At 68.4% G+C, this 13,978-nt stretch carries 14 protein-coding genes; 6 read left to right on the top strand and 8 right to left on the bottom strand.

From position 1 onward, the window contains the following. Nucleotides 1-5: 5 nt before the first annotated feature. A complete protein-coding gene (locus BM162_RS12885; protein WP_093422596.1) occupies nucleotides 6-305 on the bottom strand; it encodes a rod-binding protein in 300 nt (99 codons plus the stop codon). After that, complete coding sequence (locus BM162_RS12890; protein WP_093422843.1) at nucleotides 305-1,429, bottom strand: flagellar basal body P-ring protein FlgI; 1,125 nt, start codon at nucleotides 1,427-1,429, stop codon at nucleotides 305-307. Before BM162_RS12890 ends, BM162_RS12885 begins: the two co-directional genes overlap by 1 nt. 176 nt (nucleotides 1,430-1,605) lie before the next feature. Between BM162_RS12890 and BM162_RS12895 the strand changes: the two genes are divergently transcribed. Next, complete coding sequence (locus BM162_RS12895; RefSeq protein ID WP_093422598.1) at nucleotides 1,606-2,358, top strand: response regulator transcription factor; 753 nt, start codon at nucleotides 1,606-1,608, stop codon at nucleotides 2,356-2,358. A gap of 6 nt (nucleotides 2,359-2,364) precedes the next feature. On the opposite strand, the gene BM162_RS12900 is transcribed toward BM162_RS12895, so the two are convergent. From BM162_RS12900 to BM162_RS12915, 4 genes are all read right to left on the bottom strand, one after another. Next, a complete protein-coding gene (locus BM162_RS12900) occupies nucleotides 2,365-3,447 on the bottom strand; it encodes a flagellin N-terminal helical domain-containing protein (protein WP_093422601.1) in 1,083 nt (360 codons plus the stop codon). Nucleotides 3,448-3,454: 7 nt separating this feature from the next. Continuing rightward, the gene (flgK, locus tag BM162_RS12905; RefSeq protein ID WP_093422604.1) at nucleotides 3,455-4,867 is read right to left on the bottom strand and encodes a flagellar hook-associated protein FlgK; all 1,413 of its coding nucleotides are present in this window, start codon (nucleotides 4,865-4,867) and stop codon (nucleotides 3,455-3,457) included. A 25-nt stretch (nucleotides 4,868-4,892) separates the two neighbouring features. After that, nucleotides 4,893-6,200, bottom strand: coding sequence for a flagellar hook protein FlgE (locus BM162_RS12910; RefSeq protein ID WP_093422606.1), 1,308 nt, complete (start codon nucleotides 6,198-6,200; stop codon nucleotides 4,893-4,895). 110 nt (nucleotides 6,201-6,310) lie between these two features. After that, on the bottom strand, nucleotides 6,311-8,035 hold the full coding sequence (locus BM162_RS12915) for a hypothetical protein (protein ID WP_093422609.1): 1,725 nt from the start codon (nucleotides 8,033-8,035) through the stop codon (nucleotides 6,311-6,313). 178 nt (nucleotides 8,036-8,213) lie between these two features. Here BM162_RS12915 and flgF point away from each other — a divergent pair, with 178 nt between their 5' ends. The 5 genes from flgF to BM162_RS12940 all read left to right on the top strand — a co-directional run bounded on the left by flgF (nucleotide 8,214) and on the right by BM162_RS12940 (nucleotide 11,835). Next, nucleotides 8,214-8,960 carry a flagellar basal-body rod protein FlgF gene (flgF, locus tag BM162_RS12920; RefSeq protein WP_093422611.1) on the top strand — a complete coding sequence of 249 codons (747 nt, stop codon included), beginning with the start codon at nucleotides 8,214-8,216 and terminating at the stop codon, nucleotides 8,958-8,960. Between the two features lie 25 nt (nucleotides 8,961-8,985). Continuing rightward, nucleotides 8,986-9,771, top strand: coding sequence for a flagellar basal-body rod protein FlgG (flgG, locus tag BM162_RS12925; RefSeq protein ID WP_093422615.1), 786 nt, complete (start codon nucleotides 8,986-8,988; stop codon nucleotides 9,769-9,771). A 4-nt stretch (nucleotides 9,772-9,775) separates the two neighbouring features. After that, entirely contained in the window at nucleotides 9,776-10,435 is a 660-nt protein-coding gene (flgA, locus tag BM162_RS12930; RefSeq protein WP_093422618.1) for a flagellar basal body P-ring formation chaperone FlgA, read from the top strand. Beyond that, on the top strand, nucleotides 10,432-11,187 hold the full coding sequence (gene flgH, locus BM162_RS12935; protein ID WP_093422620.1) for a flagellar basal body L-ring protein FlgH: 756 nt from the start codon (nucleotides 10,432-10,434) through the stop codon (nucleotides 11,185-11,187). The genes flgA and flgH overlap by 4 nt, the downstream gene beginning before the upstream one ends. Nucleotides 11,188-11,274: 87 nt before the next feature. Beyond that, complete coding sequence (locus tag BM162_RS12940) at nucleotides 11,275-11,835, top strand: hypothetical protein (protein ID WP_093422623.1); 561 nt, start codon at nucleotides 11,275-11,277, stop codon at nucleotides 11,833-11,835. 2 nt (nucleotides 11,836-11,837) lie between these two features. Here the strand turns inward: BM162_RS12940 and BM162_RS12945 are convergent, their stop codons facing one another. Together BM162_RS12945 and BM162_RS12950 are read right to left on the bottom strand one after the other, a co-directional pair. Then, the gene (locus BM162_RS12945) at nucleotides 11,838-12,515 is read right to left on the bottom strand and encodes a flagellar hook assembly protein FlgD (RefSeq protein WP_093422625.1); all 678 of its coding nucleotides are present in this window, start codon (nucleotides 12,513-12,515) and stop codon (nucleotides 11,838-11,840) included. 11 nt (nucleotides 12,516-12,526) lie between these two features. Then, nucleotides 12,527-13,903 carry a flagellar hook-length control protein FliK gene (locus tag BM162_RS12950; RefSeq protein WP_143096157.1) on the bottom strand — a complete coding sequence of 459 codons (1,377 nt, stop codon included), beginning with the start codon at nucleotides 13,901-13,903 and terminating at the stop codon, nucleotides 12,527-12,529. Between the last annotated feature and the right edge of the window lie 75 nt (nucleotides 13,904-13,978).

The following is a 13,978-nucleotide window of genomic DNA, read 5'->3' on the forward strand; positions in this document are numbered from 1 at the left end:
GCCTGTCAGTCCTTCTGTGCCGTGCGATAGGCGCCGATGGCGCGCTCGACGCTGTCGGAAATGCCGGTGAGGCCCTGCGCCGCAATCTCGTCGGCAAAGGCCTTGGCCAGAAAGCTGCGCCACGTCTCCTCGGCATGGCCGCCGCCGAAGCTGCCCAAATCAACCGAGCGCATCATCTCTTCCACCGCCTGCGTCAGGAACACCGCCTCGAACTCGCGCGCCGCGTCTTTCGCCTTGTCCGGCGCGGCGGGCTTCGTCTCTGCCGCCTGTTGCGGCATCAGCGGAAGCTTCGGGCCGACCTGCATCAGATGATCTCCAGATCCGCGTGCAGTGCGCCTGCGGCCTTGATTGCCTGGAGGATGGAAATGGTCTCGGCCGCGCCGACGCCGATGGCGTTGAGCCCGTCCACCAGCCGCTGCAGGCTCACGTCGCCCTCGAGTACGGTGAACTTCGCCTCCCGCTCCTCGACCGCGACCGTGGTCTGGGGCACCACGACGGTTTCGCCGATCGAGATCGGCTCGGGCTGGCTGACCTCGATATCCTCTCGCACCATGACGGTCAGGCCGCCCTGGCTCACAGCCACCTTGTCGATGCGCACGTCCGAGCCGATGACGATCGTGCCCGAGCGTGCGTCGATGACCACCTTGGCCACGCTGTCGGGATCGACGCGCAGGCTTTCGACGCGGGCCAGCACCTCGGGCATGTCGCTTTTGTCATGCGGCCGGACCTCGATGGTGGTCGGATCGAGCGCCGTCGCCGTGTTCGGCCCCAGCGCGTTGTTGATGACGTCCTCCACGCGCTCGGCAGTGGTGAAGTCGGGAACGCGCAGCGCGATGCGCACGCTGTCGAGGCTGCTGAAGGCGAAATCGACCTCCCGCTCGACCGTTGCGCCGTTCTCGATGCGGGCCACCGTCGGCACGCCCTCGACGATCGAGGCGTTGGCCCCCTGCGCCGCGTAGCCGGCCACCGCGATGGGGCCCTGTGCCACGGCATAGACCTCGCCATCGGCGCCGGTCAGCGGCGTCACGATCAGCGTGCCGCCCCGCAGGGACGAGGCATCGCCCAGCGACGACACGACGACGTCGAGCGTCCCGCCCAGCCGCGCGAACGGCGGCAGCATTGCGGTGACCATGACCGCGGCGGTGTTCTCGGTCTTCATCTCGTCTTCGGAAAGGTTGCCGACGCCCAGCCGCTCAAGCATCCCCTCGATGGACTTCTGCGTGAACGGGCTGTTGCGCAGCCGGTCCCCAGTGCCGTTCAGCCCGACGACGAGCCCGTAGCCCACCAGTTGGTTGCCGCGGACGCCTTCGAAGGTCGCGATGTCCTTGATCCGCACGTCCGCCTGCGCGGCGGGCGCGAGCACCAGCACCAGCACCAGCACCACAAGAAATCCACGCAGAAACCGCGACACATACGACAGGCCAGACATGTCCCCGATCTCGTCCCCGATTGCTTGCAGCAAGAATAGACTTAGCCAGACAACAAGTAAATCATGTGTTTTAACAACATAAGGCTGCGGTTTCCTTGACTATACATGCACAGGATGGGTACCGTTCGACATCTTCGGTTTCAGGGGCCCTCTGCACGAGACGGGCGGGATGCACGATGCACATCTATGTCTTTGAGCCGCGGGCGGAGCGTCGGGGCGGTCTGTATCTCGAACTCGAGAACGCGCGCCTGATCCCGGTCCCGGTCGAGGACGACTTCTTCAGGGGCGACCTGTCCCTTGTGACAGCAGAAGGCGCCGACACGCGGCCGTTCCTGCTGGCCGCGCAACCCGTGACAGCCGAACACGTGCGCAGGCTGCGGGCTGCTGGATGCCAGGGCCCGGTGCTCGTCCTGCGCGACTTCCGGAACTCGGGCGATGCGGCGCGGATGCTGGACGCGGGCGCGGACGACGACCTGGTCATCCCGCTGAAGGGGGCAGAGCTGGTGTCGCGCATCAACAGCGTCAACCGCCGCGCCTTCGGCCACGCCGCCGAAAGCGTCGCCATCGGAGAGATCACCGCCTATTTCGACGGCCGCGACCCCGAGATCTCGGACCGCACGGTGAACTTGTCCCGGCGCGAGCACGCGATTTTCCAGCACCTGGCGCTGAACGCGCACCGGGTGGTCAGCAAGAACGCGATCTACGAAGCCGTCTATGGCCTGTCCGAAGATCAGCCGTTCGACAAGGTGATCGACGTCTACGTCCACAAGCTGCGCAAGAAGATCTCGGCCAACACCGAAAGCGGGCACCACTACATCGAGACGGTGCACGGCCGCGGCTACCGCATCGCGCCGCCGGTCTCGGTCGAGGTCGGGTCCCTCGCCGTGACCTGCGCCGCCCCGGCGCCGCAACTGGCCGAGGCCGGGTGAGCCGGTTTACATGAAGTTCAGGAACGAAAGCTTCGACAGCCGCGCCGTCACGGCATAGCTGGCCTCGAGCTGCGTTTGAAGCTCGCTCATCCGCGACGCGGCTTCGTATGGATCGACACCTTCAAGCTCGAGAACCTGGCTGTTGTAAAGCGCCATCCGGTCCTGCTGACCCGTCAGCGTCCGCTCCAGCCGCGCCTGCTGCGCCCCCAGCCGCGTCTCGGCCTCCAGAACGCCTTGGGTGCCGGATTGCAGCGCGTCGAAGGCCTCCTCCATCCAGGCGGCATAGGCGTTCGGGTCCTCGATACGCGAAACGTCGACCGCCGCCATCATCGACAGCCCGCGCAACAGGTCGCGGAAGGCCGGGTCGTTGGCCTGCACGCCATACTCCAGCGTTTCGTCCTCGGCGACCCGCGCCGACTGGCGGGGCGACGGTGTGCCGTCCGCCTGCGCCTGTGGTGTACCGTTATAGAACGTCGCCTTGAAGTTCCGCTCGGGCCGGTCTGCGTTCGACCCGTCGAAAAGCGCAGCGACTTCGGCTGCCTTCGCCGCGGCGTCGGCGGCATCGGCGAAGCCGCCGCCCACGACGCCCTCAAGCACCTCCTGCGGGGACAAGCCCGTGCCCGGGTTGACCTCGGACCACGGCTGGACGGGCGCGCCGGCGGTCGCGGTGCCGGCGAACAGGGACGTGCGGTTGTAGGATGCGTTCAACTGCGGCTGGAGCGCCTCGAGCGCGGCGCGCGCCGTGCTCTGCAACGTGGTCGCCGTGTGGCTGGGCGCTGAGCGGTTGGAAGCTGCGAGGTCCAGCACCTCCTGCCCCGTCTCCCGCACGCTCTTGAGCGCCGAGGCCGCGATGTCGAGCCGTCCCGACAGCAGCGTGTTCGAGGTGACGAAGTCCTCGGTCCGGCGAATGCCGTCGTGCAGCGACAGCGACTCCGCCGACCGGCGCCCCAGCGCGCGGTAGACGTCCGCCTTCAGCCCGGTCGAGACCTCTTCGGCCGCGCGGGTAAGCTCGCCGTTCAGCTCGGCCACCGTGCGGCGCTGGCTCAGGCCCGCGTAGTAAGAGGAAAACGTGTTCACGATGCTGCTCATAGCGACCTCACACCGCCTCGATCAGGGTGTCGAGCATCCGGCCCAGCGCCGTCATCATCTGCGCGTTCGCGGCATAGCTTTGCTCGATCATCATCAGTTGCTGCAGCTCGTCGTCCACGTTGACGCCCTGCAGGTTCATCCGTGCCGCCTCGATCGCCTCGGCGCCGGCCGCAATGGTGTCGCGCCGGTCCAGCGCCGTCGTCCGGACGAGCTGCTGGTCCGCGATCAGGTTGGTCACGTAGTCCGACACCGCCACCTCGGCCCCGAGTCCCGCGCCGGCGTCGAAGGTCTGCGGCTGGTCGAGCACCGCCGCGAATGCGCCGATCTGGCTCGGATCGCCGTCCACCCCCGGCCCGGTGGCGCCCATGCCGTCACGCAACCGCGACAACTGCCCGCCCGCCTCGGGTCGCGCGAGGTCGTTTACCGTGATCCGCGCCGCCAGCTCCGCGACACCGCCCGCGTCGAAGGCCGCTCCGGCATCGGTGAAGAGCCCCGCCTGCCCTGCTCCGAGCGAGGCATCCGCCTGCTCGAACCCCTCGACGAGCACGCGCGCGAACTCGTCAAGCTGCATCCCCATGCGCGGCAGGACCTGGGTCTTCAGATCGAACCGCGCCGCCAGACGGCCCTCGGAGAAGCCGCGCGCGCCTTGTGTGCCAGGCGTGACGTCGACGCCGCCCGCGTGAAGGCGACCGGTAGCGGCGTCGTAGGTCAGCGTCTGGACCGTCGTCCCCTCAAGCAACGCCGCCCCGCCCGAGAAGTGGACGTTCGTGCGCCCGGTCACGTCCAGAGATATCCGGAGGTCCGCGATCTCCGACAGCGCGTCGAGCTCCTGCGCCACCTCGTCCTGAAGCGCCGCGCGCCGCGCGGTCGCGCCGCCTTCGAGCGCGATCCGCCCGTTGAGGTCCGACAGCCGCTCAAGCGCGTCGTTCACCGTGGCCACGTCCGCCGCGATGCCGCGCTCGTTGTCGTGGCGCACCCGGTCGAGCGACTCCGACGCGCCGTTCAATTCGCCGCTCAGGGCTTCGGCGGCATCGAGCACGCCGCGCTGCGCGGCTTCGTTGCCGGGGTCGTTGTAAAGCAGGTCGAACGCCCCCTGCAGGTCGGTCAGCCGGCCCGAAAGAGACGATGCATCGCCGGGCTCGCCCAGATGCGCCGCGTGCGCCTCGAGCGAGGCGGCCAGCGTCTCCTGCCGTGCGATACGCGAGACTTCGCCCCGGTGCATCCGGTCGAGCGAGGCGTCGACATCGCGGCTGATCCCGGTGATCTCGACCGTGCCGCCCGCGCGCGCGGACAGGGAAACGCCGCGGCGGACATAACCTTCCCGCCCCGCATTCGCGATGTTCTCGGACGTGGTCTGCGCCCACTTCTCGGTCGCCACGAGCCCGCTGCGGGCCGTCAGGATCGCGCTGGAAATGCTCACGCCGCCGCTCCGTCAGCCACCCGGTTTAACGCTTCAGCCGCATCGTTTCGTCCAGCATCTCGTCCATGGTGGTGACGATTTTGGCGTTGGACGAATAGGCGCGCTGCGTCTGGATCAGGTCGGTCAACTCCTGCGCAATCTCGACGTTCGAGCTTTCCAGCGCACCCGACGCGATCGACCCGGCCGACCCCTGCCCCGCCTCGACCATCCGGAACGCGCCGGACTCCCGCGACAGGAAATATGCGTTACCGTCGGCCGCGACCAAGCCGTTGGGGTTGGTCACCTGGGCCACGGGAATGCTGAACAGCGCGGCGCGGTTGCCGTTGTCATAGATGCCGTACATCGTTCCCGACTGGTCGATCTCCATCCGCACGAGCGATCCGCTGGCCGAGCCGTCGCCGATGATCTCGGGCGGCGAGTAGTCGCCGGAGAACTGCGTCATCCCGCCGATCGTGTCGGGCGCGCCGAGCGACACGGTGATTTCTTGCGGGACCGCGCCGTTGTCCACGGTAATCGTCGCCTGCCCCGTCGCCGGGTCAAAGGCGAAACCCGCAGGCGCGGCGGCGAGGCCCGTCGCGTTCGAATAGAGGCTGGGCGAGCCGGCGAAGTCGCCGGAATCGTGGAAGTCCACCTGCACCGAGCCGTAGTCGACGCCCGCGTCGTCGCTGATCGTCAGCTGCCACTGGTTGTCATTCGCGCCCGGCTGCCAGGAAAACTGAAGGCGCTGCGCCTCGCCCAGGGGCGAGTAAAACTCCGTCGACGACACGAACGGATCACCGGGCGTGGCCACGCCCGTCTCCTGCGAGGGCAGGTTGCCCTTCAGGCTTATCTCGGTGGTCGGCCGCCCCGCCAGCTCGGCGCCGCCGAGCGTGACGGTGGACAGATCACCGAAGCCGGACCGGTCGACCTGACCCAGGGCGCCATCGGGACCGACCCGGTAGCCCGCAAGATAGAAGCCCGCCGCGTTCTGGAGGTTTCCATCGGCATCCGGATAGAACGAACCGGCGCGGGTGAGCATGTAGTTCGACTCGACCGGGTCGTTCGGGTTCTTGGAGACCGTGAAGAACCCGTCGCCCGAGATCGCGAGGTCCGTCGCCCGCGACGTCTGGCGCAACGTACCCGCGGTTTCGAGATCCGCACCATGCACCGCCCGCACGCCCTGCGGCCCGGCCGAGCCGGGGCCCGAGGTCGTCGACATCGTCACGAGGTCGGCGAAAACGCGCTTGTAGCCGTCGGTATTCGCGTTGGCGATATTGTCCGAGATCTTCCCGACACGCGTCGATGTCGCAAGCAGACCACTCACCCCGGTCTGCATGGCGTTCGTGATACTCATGAACTGCTACCTCTTCTGCTCGGCTCAACGGGCTTTTTAATCAGGATAGTCAAGAAAATGCCTCTGAGGATACAAGGACAGAATTATTTCCCGCATGCGCTATCCCTGCATCACTCGGACGCGCCCGCCTCCAGCTCCCCCAGCGCCTCGAGGGTTCGCTCCGCCCGCGCCACGCGGTCCCGCGCCGTTTGCGCCCGCAGCGGCAGAACGCCGGGCACCGTGCCGGAGAGATCCGCTGCGACCTCGGACCAGCGCCGCGACTGCGCGGCATCCGGAAACGCCTCGGCGACTTCCGCGGCCAGGTCCGCATCACCGGCACGGTGGGCGGAGAGGAGGAGGTTCACCGCGTCCTCGAACGGCAGCCCAGCGCCCAGCGTGCGCCACAGCGCGGCGTAGTGATCCTGCGCCGCCGCCCATTCTTCCCGTGCGAAGCGGGCCTCGGCCATGAGCCGCAGGTAGTCCGGCGAGGGGCGCGCCATCTTTGTCGCCAGCACGCCGTCGACCTCGCCCGCCTCGGCACTGGCACGCGCCTTGAGGTGGTTCCACCTGTCGCGCAGACCCGGTGCGGTGATGGCACGGTCGAGCAACGCCGCGGCCTCGGCGTACCGTCCGCCGTCGATCAGCGCCTCGGCCCGCTTCAGCCGAAGCGCATCGAGCCGGGCGACGGGCACGTCCTGCAGGCCGAGAGCCGAGGCCGCGGCAAGGTAGTCGTGCACCAGCCCGTATTCCCGCGCCGCAACGGCCGTGGCGCCGGCCGCGCGGAAGCGGTCGGCGAATCGTTCGCCCTGCGCGGCGAAGGTTTGGTCGAAGCGGTAATCGACCGCAATGCGCTGGTGGCCTGCGAGGAATTCCGTCAACGGCATCTCACCCTCCGCGCCCCGCCCGTAATAATCCTCCATCAGCGCTCGCGCCTGCTGCCGCGCCAGGGCCGCCGCCTCGCTATCCGGGAAGTCCCGACCTATCTGGGCCAGCACCTCGAGCGCCGAGACAGTGTTGCCAAGTTCCAGGTCGATCTCAACGATCTCGCGCAGGGCGTGCAGGGCGTGCACGTCCCCGCGCCACAGGGTCCGGCTCAGGTCCAGGATCTCGCGGGCCTCGCGCGGCGACAACGCGCCCGTCCGCCGCCCCAGTTCGACCAGCGCCAGCCGCGCGCGCTGCGCGAATACGCCCGCCTCCTGTGCCGCCGCCACGTAGCTATCGAAGGCGGCGACAAGCTGCCCGCCGCTCTCGGCCGCTTGGCCCAGCAGGAAGCGATAGGAGGGCGCAGCTTGCAGAGCGGGAATCGCCTCCATCCGTGCGGCAAGATCGCGCGCGGGGGCCCAGGCTTCGGCCTCGATGGCGGCCTCGAGCAGATCCGGCAGCAGGTACTCGGCCAGCGCCGTGGGTAGCGCGTCGATCTGCGCCACGACTTCTTCGAGCGTCGCGAGCTGCGCGTCGTTCCCCGCGCGCAGGTGCCTGACGGCCCGCCAGAGCGCGGCCTCGGGCCAGCCGGCGAAAGCCTCTGATCCAGGCAAGGTGCCGCCCGGCGCGAGCACCGCGTGCACCGCATCGAGGGCACGCCAGCGATCCGCCTGCGACGACGGCAGCGCCTGGGGGTCGAGCGCGTCGAGGACCGAGCGCGCCTCGTGCAGCATGACGTGCGAGAGGTAGAGCGCGGCGAGGTCGAGCGCAGCGCCGTGCAACCTGGCCTCGGGCGCATCGGGGGCCGAGACGGCGTCCGCCAGCGCCGCGCGATGCTCCAGGAACTCGCCCCGCTCGTATTGGGGCAGGCGCAGGCCCGCCACCGGCCGGGTTGCCCGCGCCTCCCCCTCGCCGAGCGCGGCCCGCGGCTGCACCGGCGCGTCCGTGGACGCCGCTGCCGCTGTCGCGCAAGCCAAGCACAACGGAAGAACAAGTCGCATCATGCGTGCGGGATCCGGTTATTTTACTTGCTTCATACAAGAACAGGCTACAGAATCGCCGTGCTCGCAACAAGCATCAACAAGATCCAGACGGAAGACGCCGCGCCCAAGCATGGATAATTCGACCTACGTCTCCATCTCTCTCGCAAGCGCGATGCGCCGGGCGCTCGAAGTGTCGGCCAACAACATGGCCAACGCCAACACTGCGGGCTTCAAGGGCGAGCGCGTGGTCTTCGAGTCCTACATGCACACCGAGTCGGGCAGCGGTGACGGGACCAGCTTCGTGCTTGACAAGGGTTCGTACCTCGACGGCACGCAGGGCACGATCACCCACACAGGCAACCCGCTCGACGTGGCGGTGCAGGGCGATGGGTGGCTGTCTTATCTCACGCCGACGGGGCAGCGGGCCTATGGCCGCGACGGCCACCTCACGGTCGACGCGCAGGGCAACCTGATGACGCTGAGCGGGGCGCGGGTGCTCGACGCCGGCGGCGGCCCCATCGCGCTGCCGCCCGATCTGAACGGCGAGGTGACGATCTCGGCCGACGGCGCGATCACCACGCCGCAGGGCGATGTCATCGCGGCACTCGGCCTGTTCGACGTCCCCGAGATCCAGTCGTTCGAGCGCATCGGCGCGGGCATGTTCGTCCCGCCGGGCGAAGGCGATCTGCCCCAGCCGGTCCCCGCCATCGGCACCACCGTCGTGCAGGGCGCGGTCGAGGGCAGCAACGTTGAGCCCATCGTCGAGATGACGCGCATGATGGACATCCAGAAAGCCTATGAACGGTCGGTCAAGCTGATGGGCAGCGAGGACGACCTGCGCAAGGACGCCCTGCGGCGTCTGGGCCAGACCACGTGACGGGACGGGAAAGGAACACCGCACCATGAAAGCGCTTGGCATCGCAGCGACGGGAATGCTGGCACAGCAAACCAACGTCGACGTCATCTCGAACAACATCGCCAACGCCAACACGACGGGCTTCAAGAGCAGCCGGGCAGCGTTCCAGGACCTGATCTACCAGTCGCTCGAACGCGAGGGCGCACTGACCTCGGAAGAGGGCACCGCGCGTCCCACCGGGGTCGACGTGGGCCTTGGCGTACAGACCGCCGGCACCGTGCGGCTGAACACGCAGGGCGGGATGATCGCGACCGAGAACCCGCTCGACCTGGCCATCGACGGCAAGGGCTATTTCACCGTCCTGATGCCCGACGGAGCGCAGGCTTTCACGCGCGACGGTAGCTTCCAGGTCAATGCCGAGGGGCAGCTCGTCACCATGCAGGGCTACGAGGTCGACCCGGGTATCAACGTACCCGAGAACACGGTGAACATCGAGATCAGCGAGCAGGGCACCGTCACCGCCTATGTCGAGAACGATCCCGAGCCGGTCGAGCTGGGTCGCGTCACCATGGCGACCTTCGTCAACGAGGGCGGCCTGCGCGCCACGGGGAACAACCTGCTGATGGCGACCGTCGCGTCGGGCGATCCGCTTCCCGCCAATCCCGGCGATCCGGGCGTGGGCGTCGTCCGCCAGGGGCACCTGGAAGGGTCGAACGTGAACATCATCCAGCAGATCACCGACCTGATCTCGGCGCAGCGCGCGTACGAGATGAACTCGAAGGCGATCGAGACGGCCGACCAGATGATGTCCACGGCAAACCAGATCAAGTGACGCCATGCGCCGCCTGATCACCCTCCTGACCGCGCTCCTGCTTTGCCCCGCCCTCGCCGGGGCCGAGGCGCTGAACGTGCTGATCGAGGAGAAGGCCCGCGAAAGCTACGGCACCGGCCTGCCCGACACCGGCGAGTTCGAGATCACAGTGCAGGGCGGCGGCGATCTGGACGCGGTGATGCTGTCGGCCTTCTGGATGGACACCTCGACCGGACAGTTCGTGGCCAATGCCGTGCTGCCGGAGGGTGACGTTCGCCGCATTTCGGGGCTTGCCCTGCTGACAGTGCCGGTGCCGGTCCCGCTGCGCCGCATCATGCCGGACGAGATCCTGTCCGAGGCCGACCTGAAGGTGGTCCGCCTGCCCCACGGCCGTGTCGGCGCCTTTGCGGTGACGGGTATGGATGACCTCGTGGGAATGCAGGTGCGCAGGGTGCTCAGCCAGGGCCGCCCGGTCATGGCGCAATCGGTGATGCAGCCGCTGGTCATCGACCGGGGCGACCGGGTCGCCATCCGCTTCCGCGACGGGCGGCTCGAACTCAGCGCGCCGGGGCGAGCGCTGGCCGACGCGCACCGGGGGCAGGAAGTGAAGATCGTCAATCTCGTCAGCAACACGTCTCTCGTCGGCATCGCCACCGGTGAAGGCGTCGTGGAGGTCATCAATTGAGACGCACGCCGCTTGTCCCGCTCGGCCTTGCCGTCACGCTCGCCGCCTGCGGCACCCCCTCGCCCTTCGATCGGGACCCGGAGGTGTCGAGCCTTGTCGTGGACGAGACGACGATCCCCGAGGCGCGGGTCCGCGTGCCGATGCCCGAACCCGAGCCCCCGCGCCTGCCGTACCGCGCCGAGCGCGCGTCACTTTGGGAGAGGGACTCGGCCGGCTTCTTTGCCGATCAGCGGGCCACCGACGTGGGCGACATCCTCACAATCATCATCAGCATCGAGGACGAGGCGCAGCTGCGCAACGCCTCGAGCCGCGAGCGAGAGGGCGCGAGCCAGCTGCCGCTGCCCAACTTCTTCGGCTACGGCACGCAGATCGACCGGATCCTGCCCGGCGTCGGCCCCGAGGACCTGCCCACCGGCGACCTTGTCGACCTTAGCTCTTCGACCGCCGTCAACGGCACCGGCTCGATCAACCGGTTCGAGACGATCAACCTCAAGGTCGCGGCGCTGGTCGTGCAGGAGCTGCCAAACGGCAACCTCGTCGTCGCCGGCCGGCAGGAGGTGAAGGTGAACCAGGAACTGCGCGAACTGCGTGTCGCGGGCATCATCCGCCCGCAGGATATCCAGACGAACAACACCATTCCGTACGAGAAAATCGCCGAGGCGCGTATCGCCTATGGCGGCCGCGGAGAGTTGTCGCGCGCGCAGCAGCGGTCTTACGGCGAGGACGTCATGGACATCATCTTGCCTTACTGACGCGAATTATTGCCTCAGGAAGACAGAATTCGCGACAGATTGCGGTGACATACTGGGCGCTGACCGCAAACCCGGATGTCACCGACGATGAAGAAGACCACCCTTCTGATGGCCGCCCTCCCCATGCTCAGCCTCGCCGCCGGCTATGGCGCCGGCCCGATGCTGCTTCCGGCGGAAGCCTCCGTCCCCGCACCCAAGGCATCGGATGACGACGATGCGCGCGCCTACCTCGAGGCGCGGGCCGAGCAGCCTGCCGCGCCCAACGAGGTCGCGCCGGCGGCGGAAGGCCATACTGCAGATGAGGACGCCGAAACGCCGGCAGAGCCCCCGCAGCAGGTAGTGAACTTGGGCCGCATGACGGTCCCGGTCTACAAGCCGCGCAGCGTGACCTACGTCGTCGCCGATTTCGGCGTCTCGGTCGGTGCCGGACGGGCCGAGCATTATCGCGTGGGCGAGCACGCCGCGCGCCTGCGCGACGCGATCCTGCAATCCATGGCGCGCGCGGCGAGCGGCGAGATGATGGCCGGCGCCGCCATCGACACCGAACTTCTGTCAAAGGAGATCGGCACCGACATCCGCCGCGACTTCGCGGATGTCGAGGACGTGCTGTTCCTGTCGCTGTTCAAGACCGACGTGCCGAGAAGCTAGGCTCAGAACACCCGCTCGATCAGCGCGGCGTTCGTCTCGTCGCCGTTGCTCAGCACCAGCGTGGGCTGGCCGTCGCTGAAGCTCAGCGTCTCGACTCGCGCGCGGCTGTACCCGGTATAGGACACCGGCTCGCCTTCGGCATCCTGCGCCACCACCTCGACCCGGAACGTGCCGTCGGGCACCGGCAGACCCGAGCGGTCAGTTCCGTCCCAGGCAACCGCGTGCCGCTCGCCCGCCGACACGGGCAGGTCGTCGATGGTCTGCACCTCGGTGCCGTCTTCCGACAGGATGCGCAGCTCGACGCTCTCCGCCTCTCCCGAAAGCTCGAACGAGAACTCGGCCGCACCGTCGACCAACTCGATCCGGTCGCTGGGGACGGCCACCTCGCGCCCGATCAGCTGCACCCCGGCAAGCGCCTGGGCGCTGGCGAGCCGTGTGGCGATGTCTTCGAGGTTGGAGTTCGTGACGATCGACTGCTCCACCTGGCTCAACTGCGCAAGCTGCGACACGAAGGTGGTCGAGTCCATCGGTTCCAGCGGGTCCTGGTTGGCCACCTGAGCCGTCAGCAGCTTGAGAAAGCTGTCGTAGTCCGCGCCAAGCGTGTTCATCGAGTTCTGCGCCCGGGACGTCCCCGCCGCGGCGCTCCCGGTGGCCGTTGTAATGGTGCTGTCGATCGCCATTCCGCTTGTCCTCAGGTGAATATGTCCAGCCGCCCGTCGCCCGCTATCGCGCCAGTTCGCTCCGCCACGGGTGCTGCGACTTCTTCCTCTTCCTCCGCCGAGGGCCCTGCCGTCTGCCCGAAGGTGTGACCGCCCGCGTTGCGCCCGGACTGCTGGAAGTCCAGTTCCGCCCCGTTCTGGCCCGACCCACGGCCGCCCAGCATCGACATCAGCGTGTCGCCGTCGCTGCGCAGCGCCTGCAGGACCATGGGGTTCTCGGCCCTGATCACGACGCGCAGTTTGCCGGCCTCGGCCGGCTGCAACTCGATCTCCAGCCCGCCCAGGCCGCGCGGTGTCAGCTCGATCCGCGTGGTGCCTTCGCTGAAGCTCGTCTTGCGGATCTGCCCCATGAGGTTCTGCTGAAGCTCGCTCGGCGGCCGCGCGCCTTCCTGCCGAACGGCCGCTTCCGAGGCGGGCGCGGCCCTCTGCTGCGCCTCCGCCGCCTGCACCGCCGCGGCGAAGGCGGCGCGCATCTGCCCCTCGCCCGACTCGCTCAACGGCGGGATGGCTTGCGACACCGACACGGCGAGGCCAGCGGGCCTCTGGGCGTGTTGCTTGCCCACCTCCTGCGCATTCGTCGGAAGCTCGGTGGTGCCGGTCGGCGTTCCTGCCGGGCCGGCTGCTAACGACTGAGTGGCCAGCGCGGGGACGGATTTTCCACCCGTGGCTCCCGGCACAGCACCTTCCGCCCGCGAAACCGCCAGAGCCGCCGAGCCCTCGGCCGGAACAGACCGCTGCTCTGGCGCACGCGCCTCCGGGGCCATCGCCCCCGCGAGCGACAGCCAGCCTGTACCGCGAGCGGGCTCCGGGAGGTGCATTCCGACGGCCTCGGAAGGGGGCAGGCCCAGCGCCGCCCGCACGTCCTGAAACAGGGTCGCGGCGGTGGTGGCAGTGCCGTTCGGTGTGACGGACGGGAACATTTGCGGGTTGCCCGCGTGGGGCGCCCGATCCGCACCGGCTTCCAGTTGTGCCACCAGCAGCGAAAGGGAGTTACCTCCGGTGCTGCGGTCGAACTGCTCCAGACTGCCGACGAGCGCCTGCGCGGCGTCGGCCAGCGCCACGGCGACATCCTTCCGCGCGGGCGGCTGTGGCAGCGCTTCGAGCTCCGCCCGCAACCCCTGCTCGACCGCCTCGAGCGTCTCACCCAGAAGAGCGGTCGCTGCCGGCACGTCCGTGCCTTCGGGAAATCCGAGCGCCGTGATCGGTTCCTGCGCGTCCACGGACGCCGTCGGCTGGCCCTGCGAGGCGTGCAGCAGGGCTGCGAAGACGTCTCCACTAGCCTGCGCCGCTCCGCGCGGAACCTGCCTGGCCGCCGTCGCGCCCATGCCAAAGAGCGCTGTCAGGTCCACGGTGTTACGCTGCCGTTCATGCCGAAGGCTCCACTGTACTTGAAGCATCAAGAACAGATAAGGACTATTCCGGCA

The sequence above is a fragment of the Tranquillimonas alkanivorans genome, assembly GCF_900115595.1.
Taxonomy (GTDB): Bacteria; Pseudomonadota; Alphaproteobacteria; order Rhodobacterales; family Rhodobacteraceae; genus Tranquillimonas; species Tranquillimonas alkanivorans.

What these genes read in the sequence shown, in the direction of transcription:
- BM162_RS12885 (WP_093422596.1), bottom strand. Translation starts at nt 305, where the DNA reads ATGCAGGTCGGCCCGAAGCTTCCGCTGATGCCGCAACAGGCGGCAGAG.
- BM162_RS12890 (WP_093422843.1), bottom strand. Translation starts at nt 1,429, where the DNA reads ATGTCTGGCCTGTCGTATGTGTCGCGGTTTCTGCGTGGATTTCTTGTG.
- BM162_RS12895 (WP_093422598.1), top strand. Translation starts at nt 1,606, where the DNA reads ATGCACATCTATGTCTTTGAGCCGCGGGCGGAGCGTCGGGGCGGTCTG.
- BM162_RS12900 (WP_093422601.1), bottom strand. Translation starts at nt 3,447, where the DNA reads ATGAGCAGCATCGTGAACACGTTTTCCTCTTACTACGCGGGCCTGAGC.
- BM162_RS12910 (WP_093422606.1), bottom strand. Translation starts at nt 6,200, where the DNA reads ATGAGTATCACGAACGCCATGCAGACCGGGGTGAGTGGTCTGCTTGCG.
- flgF (WP_093422611.1), top strand. Translation starts at nt 8,214, where the DNA reads ATGGATAATTCGACCTACGTCTCCATCTCTCTCGCAAGCGCGATGCGC.
- flgG (WP_093422615.1), top strand. Translation starts at nt 8,986, where the DNA reads ATGAAAGCGCTTGGCATCGCAGCGACGGGAATGCTGGCACAGCAAACC.
- flgA (WP_093422618.1), top strand. Translation starts at nt 9,776, where the DNA reads ATGCGCCGCCTGATCACCCTCCTGACCGCGCTCCTGCTTTGCCCCGCC.
- BM162_RS12940 (WP_093422623.1), top strand. Translation starts at nt 11,275, where the DNA reads ATGAAGAAGACCACCCTTCTGATGGCCGCCCTCCCCATGCTCAGCCTC.
- BM162_RS12945 (WP_093422625.1), bottom strand. Translation starts at nt 12,515, where the DNA reads ATGGCGATCGACAGCACCATTACAACGGCCACCGGGAGCGCCGCGGCG.